This window comes from Streptococcus oralis, from assembly GCF_015561235.1.
Lineage (GTDB): Bacteria > Bacillota > Bacilli > Lactobacillales > Streptococcaceae > Streptococcus > Streptococcus oralis_BK.
This window is the reverse complement of sequence record NZ_JADMTC010000001.1, coordinates 613,683-631,375: the sequence shown is the minus strand read 5'-3', so window position 1 is coordinate 631,375 and position 17,693 is coordinate 613,683. Positions and strand designations below refer to the sequence as shown.

Genomic DNA, 17,693 nt, shown 5'->3' with positions numbered 1-17,693 from the left:
ACACTACAAACCATTTTTCAGTCCTTCTCTATTGTGAGGAGGGCTTGCTTTGTGGTAAAATGGGATTATGAATGAAAGAATGAATGAGTTAGTTGCCTTACTTAACCGCTATGCGACCGAGTACTATACGAGTGACAATCCCTCGGTTTCAGATAGCGAGTATGATCGCCTCTACCGAGAGTTGGTCGAATTGGAAGTCGCCTATCCAGATCAAGTTTTAGCGGACAGTCCGACCCATCGTGTTGGTGGTAAGGTTTTAGATGGTTTTGAAAAATACAGTCATCAGTATCCTCTTTATAGTTTGCAGGATGCTTTTTCACGTGAAGAGTTAGAAGCTTTTGATGCGCGTGTTCGAAAGGAATTACCCCATCCAATCTATATCTGTGAGCTGAAAATCGATGGTTTGTCTATCTCGCTTACGTATGAAAAGGGAATTTTGGTAGTCGGTGCGACACGTGGGGATGGTTCTGTTGGTGAAAATATCACAGAGAATCTCAAGCGTGTCAAGGACATTCCTTTGACCTTGCCAGAAGAACTTGATATCACTGTTCGTGGAGAGTGTTACATGCCACGCGCTTCATTTGACCAGGTCAACCAAGCTCGCCAAGAAAATGGGGAGCCTGAATTTGCCAATCCTCGTAACGCGGCAGCAGGCACCTTGCGTCAGTTGGATACAGCAGTAGTTGCCAAGCGTAACCTTGCGACTTTCCTCTATCAAGAAGCCAGCCCTTCTACTCGTGATAGCCAAGAAAAGGTCTTGAAGCATCTTGAACAGCTTGGTTTTGTAGTTAATCCGAAGCGAATTCTGGCTGAAAGTATAGATGAAATATGGGATTTTATCCAAGAAGTAGGACAAGAACGAGAGAAACTGCCCTACGATATCGATGGGGTGGTCATCAAGGTTAATGACCTAGCAGGTCAAGAAGAGCTTGGCTTTACCGTTAAAGCACCCAAGTGGGCAATCGCCTATAAATTTCCTGCTGAAGAAAAAGAAGCTCAACTCCTTTCAGTTGACTGGACAGTAGGTCGTACGGGTGTTGTGACCCCGACTGCCAATCTAACACCTGTTCAGCTTGCTGGGACAACTGTTAGCCGTGCAACACTGCACAATGTAGATTATATCGCTGAAAAGGATATCCGCAAAGATGATACGGTTATCGTTTATAAGGCTGGAGATATCATCCCTGCTGTTCTGCGTGTGGTAGAGTCTAAACGTGTTTCTGAAGAAAAACTAGATATTCCGACTAACTGTCCGAGCTGTGACAGTCAGTTGCTTCATTTTGAAGATGAAGTGGCTCTTCGTTGTATCAATCCACGATGTCCTGCCCAAATCATGGAAGGTTTGATTCACTTTGCTTCTCGAGACGCCATGAATATTACAGGGCTTGGTCCATCTATTGTTGAAAAGCTTTTTGCTGCTAATCTGGTTAAGGATGTGGCAGATATTTACCATTTGAAAGAAGACGATTTCCTTCTTTTAGAGGGCGTCAAGGAAAAGTCTGCTTCTAAACTATATCAGGCCATTCAAGCATCCAAGGAAAACTCTGCTGAAAAGCTCTTGTTTGGTCTGGGAATTCGCCATGTCGGAAGCAAGGCTAGTCAGCTCTTGCTCCAACATTTCCACTCTATTGAAAATCTAGCCCAAGCTGATCCAGAGGAAGTAGCAAGTATCGAGAGCTTGGGTAGTGTGATTGCTCAAAGTCTTCAGACTTATTTTGCAACAGAAGGCTCGAAGATTCTCTTATGCGAGTTGAAAGAAACTGGAGTCAATCTGGACTACAAAGGACAGACAGTAGTAGCGAATGCGGCCTTGTCAGGTTTGACCGTTGTATTAACTGGTAAATTGGAACGTCTCACGCGCTCTGAAGCCAAAAGTAAACTCGAAATCCTTGGTGCCAAAGTCACAGGCAGTGTATCTAGGAAAACGAATCTTGTCGTAGCAGGAGCAGATGCAGGAAGCAAGCTCCAAAAAGCGCAAGAACTTGGTATCGAAGTTAGAGATGAAGCTTGGCTAGAAAGTTTGTAAGGAATAGTTGAAAACTAGATGTTAGATAGTCTGGAACTATCTCTCCTGATGTGTTTTTATATCTATTAAAACTATTCTCTATTGTGCTGAAATTCCCGCTAAATTCTTCAGCATGACTTAAAAATTAAAATTAGGAATTAGGAAAAGAAATGTATAGATACCCAGTAGTCATCCATTTTCACCGAAAAAATGGGGATTATGCCGCTTGTTCATTCAGTAGAAAACAGGCAGATGTTAAAGAAAATTTGTATTATGAAAATGATTATTTTGGAGCAAAATTCTCCTTTACAGTCACAAGTGCAGAAAGGCTCGATACTTTGACCTTTTCTGTCGAAATAGATGGAAAGACAAAAGATTATCTCCTACGGTTTAACTATTATCCATTGTTGACTGAGGTTTGGATTTTGGATGGTGATGAGACGGTTTATTATTCTGAAAATCCAGCCATTGCAAGTCCTTGCTATAAAGATCGAAACCCGTTTGCTTTTGATAAAGCCTTTCACAGTGAAAGTTTTGATCACCATTGGGGATACCAAGGAGAGTTGGGTTATAGTATCTCTGACTACCAGACAAGCTTTAAACTCTGGGCTCCAACAGCTACAGCTGTTCAGGTGGTTGTCTATGAAAACACTAGTAATGATGCACCTATTTGGAAAACCTTTAATTTAGAGCGTGGTAATAGCTATTCATATAGTCATAAGTACAATACCATTGGTGTGTGGAGTCTAGACTTAGATGAAAATCTTGCAGGTAAAGCTTATCAGTATCAGATTGAGTTTCCGCACCATCAGACTTTGACACGAGATCCTTACACTATCGCTACAAGCCCTGACGGGAAACGTTCTGTAATTCTTTCTCATCAGGACAGACAAGTAGAAAGATTTGAAGTCAGACATGGGACAGAAGCGCCATGGCGTTTGGAGAATCCATGTAAAGCAGTTATCTGTGAAATGCATATTCGTGATTTTACCCAATCGCCTACATCTGGTGTCCCTGAAGAACTCCGCGGAACCTTCTTGGGTGCTGCTCAGACTGGAACAGTTAACCAGTACGGTCAAGCAACCGCCTTTGACTATATCAAAGAACTTGGTTGCAACTATGTTCAACTTCAACCTATCTTTGATCGTCATAAGGAATACGATCAAGATGGAAATGTAACCTATAACTGGGGTTATGATCCTCAAAACTACAACGCACCAGAAACGAGCTTCTCTAGCAATCCAGATGATCCCGGACAAGTTATTCGAGACCTCAAGACCATGATTCAGGCTTATCATGATGCAGGAATCGGTGTCATTATGGACGTGGTTTATAACCATACCTTTTCAACGGTTGATGCGCCTTTCCAGACAACTGTTCCAGATTATTACTACCGCATGAACCGAGATGGAACCTTCCAAAATGGTACAGGTGTAGGAAATGAAACTGCAAGTGAACACGAGATGTTCCGCAAGTATATGATTGATTCCATCCTTTATTGGGTGAAAGAATACAATATTGACGGTTTCCGTTTCGACTTGATGGGCATTCATGATGTCAAAACTATGCAGGCAATTCGTTGGGCACTGGATGAGGTCGATCCGCGTATTCTCACTTATGGAGAAGGCTGGGATATGGGAACAGGTCTTGCTCCTTATGACAAGGCTAAGAAGGATAACGCCTATCAGATGCCAAATATAGGTTTCTTTAACGATAATCAGCGTGATGCGATCAAAGGAGGAGAAGTTTATGGAGCAATCAAATCAGGATTTGTGAGTGGTGCTGCTACAGAACCAATCGTCGCCAAGGCTATTCTTGGTAGCCGAGAGTTGGGATCTTATCTCAGTCCAAACCAAGTTCTCAACTATGTTGAAGCTCATGACAATTACAATCTTCATGACTTGCTAGCAACCCTTCATCCTGATAAGAGTTCCGACCAGATTATGCGCAAGGTTGAGACAGCGACAGCTATGAATCTTCTCATGCAAGGAATGGCCTTTATAGAACTAGGTCAAGAGTTTGGTCGAACTAAGTTGATTCCAACTGGTGAACATGGAGAACTAACTCCTGCAGACCGAGAACGTGCTATGAATAGCTATAATGCTCCGGACAGTGTTAACCAAGTCAACTGGGATCTGATCAATGAACGCCAAGACAGCATTGAGTTTATTCGTCAGATTATCCGCCTAAAAACGCAAATCAGTGCCTTCTCTTATCCTACATATGATGAGGTCTATCGCCATGTCTTCGTCCATACAGCTGCTGAAAATAGTGGGTGGATTGTTTACGAAATTCACGGTGGACCAGAGCACTTATTGGTAGTCTTTAATGCGAAAGGGACTTCCTTCTACTTTGAGAATGCAGGAAATCTTGAAATGCTGGTGTCTAATAGTCGTTCTAAAGAATCAAATGTGATTGATGATACCAGTGTCGTAGTCTTAAAAGTACTCTCGTAAATTAATGTTCTGAAAAGGTTTAGATTAACTAGACCTTTTTTGATTTTTATTGAAAAACCAATATCTAATAGGAATAAAATTCAAATAATTTGAAGAATCAAGTTTGTGAAAAAAATATCAATATTTTCACAAAAAGGGTTGTAATTTTCTGAAAATTTGATAAAATAAGTTTTAATCATTTTCAGGAGGAAGAGAATTTGACAAATTATCAGAATTTAGTGAATGGAAAATGGAAATCATCAGAGAACAAGATTACGATCTATTCTCCTATCAATCAAGAAAAACTAGGTACAGTACCCGCTATGAGTCAGTCTGAAGTAGATGAGGCTATGAAAGCTGCGCGTGCAGCTCTCCCAGCATGGCGTGATTTAGCACCAGTTGAGCGTGCAGCCTATTTACATAAGACAGCAGATATTTTAGAACGTGATAAAGAAAAAATTGGTACAATTCTTGCCAAAGAGGTTGCAAAAGGGATTAAAGCAGCCATTGGAGAAGTAGTACGTACAGCAGATTTGATTCGTTTTGCTGCTGAGGAAGGTCTCCGTATTACTGGACAAGCAATGGAAGGTGGCGGTTTTGAAGCTGCAAGTAAAAACAAACTAGCCGTTGTCCATCGTGAGCCAGTTGGTGTTGTTTTAGCTATCGCGCCATTTAACTACCCAGTCAATCTTTCTGGATCCAAGATTGCTCCGGCTCTGATTGCAGGAAATGTCGTTATGTTTAAGCCACCAACGCAAGGATCTATTTCTGGTCTCTTGCTAGCTAAAGCATTTGACGAAGCAGGAATCCCAGCAGGTGTCTTCAATACCATCACTGGACGAGGTTCTGAGATCGGAGACTACATCATTGAACACAAGGAAGTTAACTTCATTAACTTTACGGGTTCAACACCGATTGGTGAGCGTATTGGTCGTTTAGCTGGTATGCGCCCGATTATGCTTGAACTTGGTGGGAAAGATGCAGCAATCGTTTTAGAAGATGCAGATTTAGAGAATGCAGCCAATCAAATCGTGAGTGGTGCATTTAGCTACTCTGGTCAGCGTTGTACCGCTATTAAACGTGTCTTAGTTGTAGAAAGCGTAGCAGACAAGTTAGCCGAATTGCTCCAGGCTAAAGTCGCTAAGCTAACAGTCGGTGATCCATTTGACAATGCTGATATCACACCTGTTATTGACAATGCTTCAGCTGATTTCATCTGGGGATTGATCGAAGATGCACAAGAAAAAGGTGCTAAGGCTCTTACACCAATCAAGCGTGAAGGCAATCTTCTCTGGCCAGTGCTTTTTGACCAAGTTACAAGAGATATGAAAGTAGCCTGGGAAGAACCGTTTGGACCTGTTCTCCCAATTATCCGTGTCGCAGATACGAATGAAGCAGTAGCAATTGCCAATGAATCTGAGTTTGGTCTTCAATCCTCTGTCTTTACAAATGACTTCAAGAAGGCGTTTGAAATTGCTGAAAAACTTGAAGTGGGAACCGTTCATATTAATAATAAAACACAACGTGGACCAGATAATTTCCCATTCCTTGGTGTAAAAGGTTCTGGTGCAGGCGTACAAGGAATTAAATATAGTATCGAAGCGATGACAAATGTTAAATCCATTGTTTTTGATGTGAAATAATCTATAAAATCAGGAAAATAACTTCCTGGTTTTATTTTTTCAAAAAAATACAGTAGAAAATTGATAAAAAACGGATGTTTTGGTATTATAATAAAAAAATATATGGAAATTGTTTCGTGTTCTATTTCAGGATATATCATTTTTAAAATGCTCGGTAATTTTTTGAAGACTTTCATAAAAAAATATGATTTTCTTCGTAAATTACTTGAAAGTTATCTTAAAAGAGTGTATAATAAAAATATAGAAAACGCTTACAAAGAGAAAGGGGATTGGATGAATAATCAAGAAGCATTAAGAACCTTTACTACAGGTGAAAACTTTCACCTCCAGCATTATTTAGGAGCACATAGAGAGGAGAAAAACGGAGAAATTGGTTATACTTTTAGGGTTTGGGCCCCAAATGCACAAGCAGTTCATCTAGTTGGAGATTTTACTGATTGGGTTGAGAATCAGATTCCCATGGTTCGTAATGAAGCAGGTGTTTGGGAAGTCTTTACGACTCAAGCTCAGGAAGGTCAGATTTATAAATATCATATTACGCGTGCAAATGGTCACCAGATTATGAAGATTGATCCGTTGGCAGTTTATTTTGAAGCTAGACCGGGTACAGGAGCAGTTCTGACCAATATCCGTGAAAAGAAATGGAAAGATGGACTTTGGCTAGCGCGTCGCAAACGTCTGGGATTTTTCGATCGACCGGTTAATATATATGAGGTCCATGCAGGATCTTGGAAGAGAAATCCAGACGGTAGTCCCTATACTTTTTCGCAACTGAAAGACGAGTTGATTCCATACTTAGTTGAGATGAACTATACACATATTGAGTTCATGCCATTAATGGCTCACCCACTTGGCTTGAGCTGGGGCTATCAGCTTATGGGTTACTTTGCATTTGAACATTCCTATGGTACACCTGAGGAATTCCAAGATTTCGTTGAAGAGTGTCATATAAATAATATCGGTGTTATCGTAGACTGGGTTCCAGGTCATTTCACTATTAATGATGATGCCTTGGCATATTATGACGGTACACCAACTTTTGAATACCAAGACCACAACAAGGCTCATAACTATGGTTGGGGTGCGCTGAATTTTGACCTCGGGAAAAATGAGGTCCAGTCTTTCTTGATTTCAAGTATTAAATTTTGGATTGATTTTTACCACTTAGATGGCATTCGGGTAGATGCAGTAAGCAATATGCTTTACCTAGATTATGATAATGCTCCTTGGACTCCAAACAAAGATGGTGGAAACCTTAACTACGAAGGTTATTATTTCCTTCAACGGTTGAACACAGTGATTAAGTTAGCTCATCCAGATATCATGATGATTGCAGAAGAAAGTTCATCAGCGACAAAGATTACTGGTATGAAAGAAATGGGTGGCCTTGGATTTGACTATAAATGGAATATGGGCTGGATGAATGATATTCTCCGTTTCTACGAGGAAGATCCTATTTACCGCAAGTATGACTTTAATCTTGTGACTTTCAGCTTTATGTATGTTTTCAATGAAAACTATCTCCTACCTTTCTCACACGATGAAGTGGTTCATGGCAAAAAGAGTATGATGCATAAGATGTGGGGAGATCGCTACAATCAGTTCGCTGGTCTGCGCAACCTCTACACCTATCAAATTTGTCATCCAGGTAAGAAACTCTTGTTCATGGGTAGTGAGTACGGGCAATTCCTAGAGTGGAAGTCTGAGGAGCAGTTGGAATGGTCTAATCTAGAAGATCCGATGAATGCCAAGATGAAGCATTTCACTTCACAACTAAATCAATTCTATAAAGAGCATCGTTGTCTTTGGGAAATTGATACTAGTTATGATGGTATAGAGATTATCGATGCTGATAATAGAGATCAGAGTGTCCTTTCCTTTATTCGTAAGGGCAAGAAGGACGAAATGTTAGTCTGTGTCTTTAACATGGCACCAGTTGAACGTAAGGACTTTACGATTGGTTTACCTGTTGCAGGTATTTACGAAGAAGTTTGGAATACAGAATTAGAAGAATGGGGAGGTGTGTGGAAAGAACACAATCAAACAGTTCAGACTCAAGAAGGCTTATGGAAAGATTACGAGCAGACTTTGACCTTCACCTTGCCTGCTATGGGAGCAAGCATTTGGAAGATCAAGCGTCGTTTGAAACCAGCTAAGAAAAAAGAATAGCAGGCTGTTGATTACAATTTTTAATATTTTAAAAACGGATGTACTTGTATTGGACTTGAAACACAAGAGAAATGGATTTCCTATTATTTTTATAAAAAGTTTGACTTCCGACCTTCTTTCGATTTTAACGTTCACATGTCTTTATAAAGGAGTAGAAAATGAAGAATGAAATGCTAGCTTTGATCCTTGCGGGTGGGCAAGGAACACGTCTCGGAAAACTCACTCAAAGCATTGCCAAACCGGCAGTGCAATTCGGTGGGCGCTACCGTATCATTGACTTTGCTCTTTCCAACTGTGCAAACTCTGGGATTCATAATGTTGGTGTTATTACGCAGTACCAACCTCTTGCTTTGAACAACCATATTGGGAATGGTTCTAGCTGGGGACTAGATGGTATTAACACAGGTGTTTCTATCCTTCAACCCTACTCTGCGAGTGAGGGAAACCGTTGGTTTGAAGGGACCAGTCACGCTATCTACCAAAATATCGACTACATTGATAGTATTAATCCTGAGTATGTTTTGATCCTTTCTGGTGACCATATCTACAAGATGGACTACGATGATATGCTCCAATCACATAAGGATAACAATGCCAGTCTGACTGTAGCTGTTCTAGACGTACCTCTAAAGGAAGCTAGCCGTTTTGGTATCATGAATACAGATGCCAATAACCGTATCGTTGAATTTGAAGAAAAACCTGCTCAACCTAAGTCTACAAAGGCTTCAATGGGGATTTATATTTTTGATTGGAAACGTCTCCGCAATATGCTTGTTGCTGCTGAAAAGAACAAGGTAGATATGTCAGACTTTGGTAAAAACGTTATTCCAAATTACCTTGAGTCTGGAGAAAGCGTCTATGCTTATGAATTCAAAGGCTACTGGAAAGACGTTGGTACTATCGAGTCTCTATGGGAAGCCAATATGGAATACATTGATCCAAACAACGCTTTGGATAGTCGTGATCGTCAGTGGAAAATCTACTCACGGAACTTGATTTCACCACCAAACTTTATTGGAAAACACGCTCATGTAGAAGATTCTTTAGTTGTGGATGGCTGTCTCGTGGATGGAACTGTTAAGCATTCTATTCTCTCAACAGAAGCGCAAGTACGTGAGGGTGCTGAAGTAGTAGACTCTGTAGTCATGAGTGGTGCCATTATCGGAAAAGGTGCAAAAATTAAACGTGCCATTATTGGTGAGGGTGCTGTTATTTCTGAAGGTGTCGAAATTGATGGAACAGACGAAGTACAAGTAGTAGGATACAATGAAGTAGTGGGGGTAGCATCAGATGAAGATTGATAAATATTCAGCCATTTTAGGAAACACAGTTGGTTTTCATGATATGTCAACGTTAACAGAACACCGTCCGGTGGCTAGCTTGCCATTTGGAGCAAAATATCGTTTAATTGATTTCCCTCTTTCTAGCCTTGCAAATGCTGGTGTTCGTAGTGTCTTTGGAATTTTCCAACAAGACAATATCAGTTCAGTCTTTGACCACATTCGTTCAGGACGTGAGTGGGGCTTATCTACCCTTCTCAGCCACTACTATCTAGGTATTTATAATACGAGTGTTGAAAGTAGCACAGTTGGGAAAGAATATTACCAACAGCTTCTCACTTATTTGAAACGTTCAGGATCAAATCAGACGGTTGCACTTAACTGTGATATCGTGGTGAATATTGACCTCAATCAAGTATTCCATTTACATACTACTGCCGGTCGTCCGATTACAGTTGTTTATAAGAAATTACCTAAAAAGGATATTTCAGATGTTAATGCCATCTTGGAAGTGGATGAAACAGACCATGTTCTTTCTCATAAACTTTTTGATGCCAAATCAACAGATGAACTTTTCAACATGTCTACAGATATATTCGTCGTTGATACTCCGTGGTTGATTGAACGACTTGAAGAAGAAGTTCAAAAAGAATATCCAGAAAAATTACGCTATGTACTCCGCGATTTAGCTGTAAAAGAAGGTGCTTTTGCTTACGAATACACGGGCTATCTAGCCAATATTCACTCCGTTAAATCCTATTATCAAGCCAATATTGATATGTTGGAGTCTCAAAAATTCTACTCTCTCTTCTCACCTAACCAAAAGATTTATACCAAGGTTAAGAATGAAGAACCAACCTACTATGCGAATACTTCAAAAGTAAGTACTTCTCAGTTTGCTTCTGGTAGTATCATTGAGGGTGAAGTAGTTCAGTCAGTCCTATCTCGTAACATTTATGTTCACAAAGATAGTGTGGTGAAGGACAGCATTCTATTTCCTAGAGTTGTGATTGGTGAGGGTGCCCAAGTTGAATATGCTATCTTGGACAAGGGCGTTGAAGTTGCGGACGGTGTTGTCATTCGAGGAACGGCAGAACATCCAGTTGTAGTGAAGAAGGGTGAAACAGTAACAGAGGACATTTATTCATGAAAATTTTATTTGTAGCAGCAGAAGGAGCACCCTTTTCAAAAACAGGTGGTTTGGGCGATGTCATTGGCGCACTTCCTAAATCACTTGTAAAAGCGGGGCACGAAGTTGCAGTTTTCTTGCCTTATTATGATATGGTAGAAGCTAAGTTCGGCGACCAGATAGAGGATGTTCTCCACTTTGAAGTTAGTGTAGGATGGCGTAGACAGTACTGTGGTATTAAGAAAACGGTCTTGAATGGGGTTACCTTCTACTTCATTGATAATCAATATTATTTCTTCCGTGGCCATGTGTACGGTGATTTTGACGATGGTGAACGCTTTGCCTTTTTCCAACTGGCTGCTCTTGAAGCCATGGAACGCATCGGCTTTATTCCTGACCTTCTCCATGTTCATGATTACCACACAGCCATGATTCCCTTCTTGTTGAAAGAAAAGTATCATTGGATTCAAGCATATCAAGGAATCAGAACAGTTTTAACTATTCATAATTTGGAATTCCAAGGTCAATTTTCTGAAGGAATGTTGTGGGATTTGTTCGGTGTCGGCTTTGAACGCTATGCTGATGGCACCCTTCGCTGGAATGATTGTCTCAACTGGATGAAAGCAGGGATTCTCTACGCAGATCGTGTCTCAACCGTATCTCCTAGCTATGCGCATGAGATTATGACCAGTCAGTTCGGTTGTGGTTTGGATCAGATTCTTCGCATGGAGTCAGGTAAGGTTTCAGGTATTGTCAATGGTATTGACGCAGATCTCTATAATCCTCAAACAGACCCACTTTTAGACTATCATTTTGATAAGGAAGATTTGTCTGGAAAAGCACAAAACAAAGCAAAATTGCAAGAGAGAGTTGGTCTACCTGTGCGAGCAGATGTTCCTCTAGTTGGGATTGTCTCTCGATTGACACGCCAAAAAGGTTTTGATGTTGTTGTAGAAAGCTTGCATCGTTTCTTACAAGAGGACGTTCAAATAGTCCTTTTAGGAACAGGTGACCCGGCTTTTGAACATTCCTTCTCTTGGTTTGCTCAAGTCTATCCTGACAAGCTATCAGCAAATATCACTTTTGACGTCAAGCTCGCTCAAGAAATCTACGCAGCTTGTGATCTCTTCCTCATGCCAAGTCGTTTTGAACCATGTGGTTTGTCTCAAATGATGGCGATGCGTTACGGGACACTACCATTGGTTCATGAAGTGGGTGGCTTGCGTGATACGGTTCAATCCTTCAATCCAATCGAAGGAACTGGTACTGGATTTAGCTTTGACAATTTAACACCATACTGGCTTAACTGGAGTTTCCAAACAGCCTTGGATGTTTATAAGAATCAGCCGGACGTTTGGAGAAATCTACAAAAACAAGCTATGGAATGCGATTTCTCATGGGATACAGCCTGCAAATCTTACTTGGACTTGTACCATAGTTTAGTCAACTAATAGATAAAATCGTATGATTCTTTCATACGATTTTTGGACTGTTTAGAAAAGAGGAGAAGGGATGATTCAAGTAAAGGGACTTTGTGTTATGGATGTTGATGGCACCCTGATAGCAGAGGAAGTGATTGATCTTTTAGGAAGAGAAGCAGGTTGTGAAGAAGAAATATCGCAGATTACAAGCCAGGCAATGCGAGGTGAACTGGACTTTGAAACAAGCTTACGAGCGAGAGTGGCTTTGTTAGAAGGTCTTCCGATTTCGGTCTTTGATACTGTCTTCAAATCCATTCATCTGTCCAAGAATGCTCAAGAATTTATCTCCATGCTTCAAAAGAAGGGTATTCTAGTTGGTCTAGTGTCTGGTGGCTTTACACCAATAGTTGAGAGATTAGCAAAATCCCTTGGTATTTCCTATTTCTCCGCCAACCAGTTAGAAGTCAAAGACGGATTTTTAACAGGAAAATTAGTTGGTAAAATTGTGACAGGTCAAGTAAAAAATGCTACTCTTGAGAAATGGAGAAAGGAATTAGGACTTTCCAAAGAAAGAACGATTGCCATCGGTGATGGTGCTAACGACCTCTTGATGTTAAAGTCAGCAGGACGTGGTATTGCCTTTTGTGCCAAAGAAGTCGTAAAATCTGAGATAGCTTGTCATGTAGATACGAGGGATTTTTTGGAAGTTCTACCTTTGATTGATTTCTTAGAATGAGAGGGAACTATGAAAATTGTAATTGCACCCGATTCTTTTAAAGAAAGTTTGACAGCAGAAGAGGTCGCTCAAGCTATAAAAAAAGGCTTCGAACAGTCAATAGCGGATGTAGAATGTCTGCTCTGCCCTGTTGGTGATGGTGGGGAAGGAACTGTAGATACTATTCAACATTCTCTTGAACTCGAAGAAAAATGGCAAGAGGTGACTGGACCTTTTGGCCTAAATGAAGCAATGCGCTACTTTCAAAAAGGTCAAATAGCGCTCTTTGAAGTTGCTGACTTGGTTGGTTTAGGAAAGATTCCGCAGGAGAAACGAAACCCTCTTCACATCCAAACTCGAGGTATCGGAGAGTTGATTCGCCATCTCGTTGATCAAGGGATGAAAGAAATCTATATTGGAGTTGGCGGTACGGCTAGTAATGACGGTGGAATAGGCATTGCTGCTGGTTTAGGTTATCGTTTTTATGATAAGAATGGAAAAGAATTGCCAGCTTGCGGTCAGACTTTGCTTGAGTTCGAGTCAGTTTCAAATAGCAAGTTGTATAGGATTCCTGGAGATATGAAAATCCGCATTTTAGCAGATGTTGCGAGCCCTTTATGTGGTCATCAAGGGGCAACCTATACATTTGGAAAACAAAAGGGCTTGGATCCCAGTTTATTTGAAACTGTAGATTTTGCCATACAGGAGTTTTATGAAAAATTCTCGCCTTCAACCCTATCTCTTAAAGGAGCAGGAGCCGGCGGTGGGATTGCTGCTGGACTCTGTGCCTTTGCTGAGGCCTGTATCGTATCTGGGATTGATACTTGCTTGGATTTGATAGACTTTGACAAGAGGGTAGCAGGTGCTGACTTGGTTATCGTTGGAGAAGGGAGACTGGACAGTCAAAGCCTTGCTGGAAAAGCTCCTATCGGTGTAGCAAAAAGAACTCCTGAAGGAGTTCCAGTTATCGCTATTTGTGGTAGTCTTTCCGAGGATTTACCTCCCCTACCATTCGAAAATATACAAGCAGCCTTTTCCATTTTAGAGAAAAGTGAACCTTTGAAAGATAGTTTGAAAAATGCAAGTCTCTATTTGGAGCACACAGCTACTAATATTGGCCGTTTATTAAATATGAGGAAGGATTAACCTAACCATTTTTTCCAGATGGATTTTTTAGGCGTTTCTGTCTTTTTCTCCTCCCAGAGATTCGGGAATGCAAGTCTAAGGTCTTTTTCATCTACTTGAACAGGTTCGTTCGTGTGAATGACGAGACCGAAAGGAGAGGTGATATGATCGTCTGAAACAATAGTCGCCTGGCAATTACTTTCCTTTGCTTGTCTTAAGTAAAAGACCTGTTTGTCAAACTCGATATTTGGTGAGATCTTCACAAAAAGTATCTCTACCTTTTCTTGGAAACTTTCTAAAATAAAGAAAAATCCATGTTCTAATTCAGGACTATTGGCAGTATTAATATCCGCATAGCCAAGAACCCTTTCCTCGAAAGTGCCGAGATAGCGGCGTTGTTCGTCAGGGTTTAATTTCGACCCACCATGAGCTTTTTCTAGTAGTTGTTTTGATAAATCTGTCATAAAAATAGTATATCACAAAAATCGCGAGAAAACAGACGAAAAGAAAGCGATTACTTTATAAAGTTAAGGAAAATTTGCACAAAGATAACGTTTTTCCTTGAAAAACGCTTATTTTTAAGGTATCATAGAGGTGTAAAAAATTTAACTCAAAGGAGAGTAAAAAAATGTCAATTATTACTGATGTTTACGCTCGCGAAGTCCTAGACTCACGCGGTAACCCAACACTTGAAGTAGAAGTTTATACTGAATCAGGTGCTTTCGGACGTGGTATGGTTCCATCAGGAGCTTCTACTGGTGAACACGAAGCTGTAGAACTTCGCGACGGTGACAAATCTCGTTACGGTGGTCTTGGAACTCAAAAAGCTGTTGACAATGTAAACAACATCATTGCTGAAGCAATCATCGGCTACGATGTTCGTGACCAACAAGCTATTGACCGTGCAATGATCGCTCTTGACGGTACTCCTAACAAAGGTAAATTGGGAGCAAACGCAATCCTTGGTGTGTCTATCGCTGTAGCTCGTGCTGCTGCTGACTACCTTGAAATCCCACTTTACAGCTACCTTGGTGGATTCAACACTAAAGTTCTTCCAACTCCAATGATGAACATCATCAATGGTGGATCTCACTCAGATGCTCCAATCGCTTTCCAAGAATTCATGATCGTACCTGCTGGTGCACCTACATTCAAAGAAGCTCTTCGTTGGGGTGCTGAAATCTTCCACGCACTTAAGAAAATCCTTAAAGGTCGTGGTCTTGAAACTGCCGTTGGTGACGAAGGTGGATTCGCTCCTCGTTTCGACGGAACTGAAGATGGTGTAGAAACTATCATCGCTGCTATCGAAGCTGCTGGTTATGTTCCAGGTAAAGACGTATTTATCGGATTTGACTGTGCATCATCAGAATTCTACGATAAAGAACGTAAAGTTTACGATTACACTAAATTCGAAGGTGAAGGAGCTGCTGTCCGCACTGCTGCTGAACAAATCGACTACCTTGAAGAATTGGTAAACAAATACCCAATCATCATTATCGAAGATGGTATGGACGAAAACGACTGGGAAGGTTGGAAAGCTCTTACTGAACGTCTTGGTGGTAAAGTTCAATTGGTTGGTGACGACTTCTTCGTAACAAACACTGATTACCTTTCACGTGGTATCGAAGAAGGTGCTGCTAACTCAATCCTTATCAAAGTTAACCAAATCGGTACTCTTACTGAAACATTCGACGCTATCGAAATGGCGAAAGAAGCTGGTTACACTGCCGTTGTATCACACCGTTCAGGTGAAACTGAAGATTCAACAATCGCTGATATCGCAGTTGCAACAAACGCAGGACAAATCAAGACTGGTTCACTTTCACGTACAGACCGTATCGCTAAATACAACCAATTGCTTCGCATCGAAGATCAACTTGGTGAAGTAGCTGAATACCGTGGATTGAAATCATTCTACAACTTGAAAAAATAAAATAGTTCAGTGAACTATTTTATCCCGAACCTTGAAATTCAAAAGTTCGGTCGTTGATTTAACAACGTTTTAAGCCCCTCGGATTTTATCCGAAGGGCTTTTTGTATATAAAGGCAAAAAATAGAAAATAGTTTATGGTATAATAGACAAAAACACTTGTATTAGGAAGAAATTATGTCTAAAGAGATTGATATTGAGTATTACCACCAACTAGCCTTGCAAAAGCAGAAGGAGCACCGCAAAGTTTTAGCCAATCTAAAGAAAAAACCTCCTAAAAACTTAGATAAGATTGCGCAGCAGATTCACCAAGAAGTCTTTGCTGAGATTGATTGTACCGCCTGCGCTAACTGTTGCAAGACATTGGGGCCTGACTTCAAAGAAGCCGATATTACACGCATTGCCAAGTATTTTAAGATGAAACTGCCAGCTTTTGAAGCGGAATTTCTGCAGGTGGATGAAGATGGGGATAAGGTTTTCAAATCCATGCCTTGCCCATTTTTAGGGGGAGATAATCTCTGTTCCATCTATGATGTTCGTCCAAAGGCCTGCCGAGAATTTCCCCATACAGATCGTAAAAAAATCCATCAAATTAATCATTTGACGATTAAGAATACCTTGACCTGCCCAGCAGCTTATCTCTTTGTTGAGAAATTAAAAGATAAGTTATAGAAATCTACACCTTTAAATCTTGTACAAAGATTCTGGGGCGGAAGTATCTGATATTTGTTAGACTATAGATAGAATTGAACACGGCCTAAAAGCTATGCGAAAAAGACAAAATTTCCTAGGACCAGAAGATCCGGCGTCAATTTTTCTATTTTCACTTTGCTTTTAAGGACTTTTGTATCTTGTGGAGGTAAGAAGAAACGAATATGATGCATCAATTCAACCAAACCATGGATTATTTGGAGCAGCAGCTGACTGGGGAAGTGGATATGAAAAGATTTCAGCAGCTATCAGGCTATTCTTATCCTCTTTTTAGCAGAATCTTTTCCATCATGGCTGATATGACCTTGGCAGAATATTTGCGCAATCGCAGGTTGTCAGAAGCAGTGACAGACTTGCGGGGAAGTACTGAGAAAGTCATTGATATAGCACTGAAATACGGCTATGAGTCTGCGGATGCCTTCAGCTCAGCCTTTAAGAAATTCCATGGGGAAACTCCCTCAGAAGTTCGAAATGGAAAACCTTATCGGGTCTTTCCTAAGCTTCAATTATACTTAAAAATCACAGGAGGAAAGAACATGGATATCAAGATTCAAAAGAAGCCTGCATTTATCGTGGCAGGCGTCCTATTGGAAGCTATTGACAATAGCAAATGCCCGTCTGCTTGGGAGCAACTCTATGCCCATCACAGTTTTGAAATGCTAGAAGGTTTGGGTAGCGGCCAATCCTTTGGCCTCTGCTCGGATGTCAAAGAAGGTGAAATCATCAACTACATGGCTGCTTATGATGTGACGGATAAAACTAAAGCAGAAGAACTAGGTCTGTCAATCAAAGACATCCCAGCAGCTGAATATGCTATCGTCCCAGTCAAAGGTCCTATACCAGCTAGCATTCACAAATGCTTGGAAGTATGTTTTGGAGGTTTTTTTCCCAGAAACAGGCTATCGCCACTCAGGAGCGCCAGATTTTGAAGTCTATACTGAAGGAGATATGTCGTCACCAGACTATCAAATGGAACTCTGGATACCAGTAAGCAAGGACTAGATCATTTTCTGATTTTTTATAAAGACGCAAACAAAACTCTGTAGAAGGTATCTTTTACAGAGTTTTTCTTTGTTTGAGAAATAACTTATGCAAAAAAGAATTACAATTTAATTTAAATTTAAGTATAA

The 17,693-nt window shown here is 40.6% G+C and carries 12 protein-coding genes and 1 pseudogene; 12 read left to right on the top strand and 1 reads right to left on the bottom strand.

The window, feature by feature from the left end; translation table 11 throughout:
• The first annotated feature begins 67 nt into the window (after positions 1-67).
• The 9 genes from ligA (at position 68) to I2H52_RS03200 (ending at position 13,943) form a co-directional block, all read left to right on the top strand.
• Positions 68-2,026, top strand: coding sequence for an NAD-dependent DNA ligase LigA (ligA, locus tag I2H52_RS03240; RefSeq protein WP_195594209.1), 1,959 nt, complete (start codon positions 68-70; stop codon positions 2,024-2,026).
• A gap of 149 nt (positions 2,027-2,175) precedes the next feature.
• Positions 2,176-4,461, top strand: a complete 2,286-nt coding sequence (pulA, locus tag I2H52_RS03235; RefSeq protein WP_195594207.1) for a type I pullulanase — start codon at positions 2,176-2,178, stop codon at positions 4,459-4,461.
• Positions 4,462-4,658: 197 nt separating this feature from the next.
• Entirely contained in the window at positions 4,659-6,083 is a 1,425-nt protein-coding gene (locus I2H52_RS03230; protein WP_084851319.1) for an NADP-dependent glyceraldehyde-3-phosphate dehydrogenase, read from the top strand.
• Between the two features lie 273 nt (positions 6,084-6,356).
• On the top strand, positions 6,357-8,252 hold the full coding sequence (glgB, locus tag I2H52_RS03225; protein WP_021164700.1) for a 1,4-alpha-glucan branching protein GlgB: 1,896 nt from the start codon (positions 6,357-6,359) through the stop codon (positions 8,250-8,252).
• 158 nt (positions 8,253-8,410) lie between these two features.
• Positions 8,411-9,553, top strand: coding sequence for a glucose-1-phosphate adenylyltransferase (locus I2H52_RS03220; RefSeq protein WP_084854312.1), 1,143 nt, complete (start codon positions 8,411-8,413; stop codon positions 9,551-9,553).
• Positions 9,543-10,682 (top strand): glucose-1-phosphate adenylyltransferase subunit GlgD, encoded by a 1,140-nt coding sequence (glgD, locus tag I2H52_RS03215; protein ID WP_084854310.1) that lies wholly within the window; start codon positions 9,543-9,545, stop codon positions 10,680-10,682. Before I2H52_RS03220 ends, glgD begins: the two co-directional genes overlap by 11 nt.
• Positions 10,679-12,112: a glycogen synthase GlgA gene (gene glgA, locus I2H52_RS03210; RefSeq protein ID WP_084854309.1), complete on the top strand. Its 1,434-nt coding sequence runs from the start codon at positions 10,679-10,681 to the stop codon at positions 12,110-12,112. The genes glgD and glgA overlap by 4 nt, the downstream gene beginning before the upstream one ends.
• 61 nt (positions 12,113-12,173) lie before the next feature.
• A complete protein-coding gene (gene serB / locus I2H52_RS03205; RefSeq protein WP_195594205.1) occupies positions 12,174-12,818 on the top strand; it encodes a phosphoserine phosphatase SerB in 645 nt (214 codons plus the stop codon).
• A gap of 9 nt (positions 12,819-12,827) precedes the next feature.
• Positions 12,828-13,943: a glycerate kinase gene (locus I2H52_RS03200; RefSeq protein ID WP_195594202.1), complete on the top strand. Its 1,116-nt coding sequence runs from the start codon at positions 12,828-12,830 to the stop codon at positions 13,941-13,943.
• Here the strand turns inward: I2H52_RS03200 and I2H52_RS03195 are convergent.
• Positions 13,940-14,386 (bottom strand): DUF1694 domain-containing protein, encoded by a 447-nt coding sequence (locus I2H52_RS03195; protein ID WP_195594200.1) that lies wholly within the window; start codon positions 14,384-14,386, stop codon positions 13,940-13,942. The two genes, I2H52_RS03200 and I2H52_RS03195, sit on opposite strands and share 4 nt — an antisense overlap.
• Before the next feature lie 164 nt (positions 14,387-14,550).
• On the opposite strand from I2H52_RS03195, the gene eno reads away from it, so the two are divergent.
• The 3 genes and pseudogenes from eno to I2H52_RS03180 all read left to right on the top strand — a co-directional run bounded on the left by eno (position 14,551) and on the right by I2H52_RS03180 (position 17,565).
• Positions 14,551-15,855, top strand: a complete 1,305-nt coding sequence (eno, locus tag I2H52_RS03190; RefSeq protein WP_195594197.1) for a surface-displayed alpha-enolase — start codon at positions 14,551-14,553, stop codon at positions 15,853-15,855.
• Positions 15,856-16,029: 174 nt separating this feature from the next.
• Positions 16,030-16,524 (top strand): YkgJ family cysteine cluster protein, encoded by a 495-nt coding sequence (locus tag I2H52_RS03185; RefSeq protein WP_000031476.1) that lies wholly within the window; start codon positions 16,030-16,032, stop codon positions 16,522-16,524.
• Positions 16,525-16,727: 203 nt separating this feature from the next.
• A pseudogene (locus tag I2H52_RS03180) lies at positions 16,728-17,565 on the top strand (AraC family transcriptional regulator).
• The last annotated feature ends 128 nt before the right edge of the window (positions 17,566-17,693 follow it).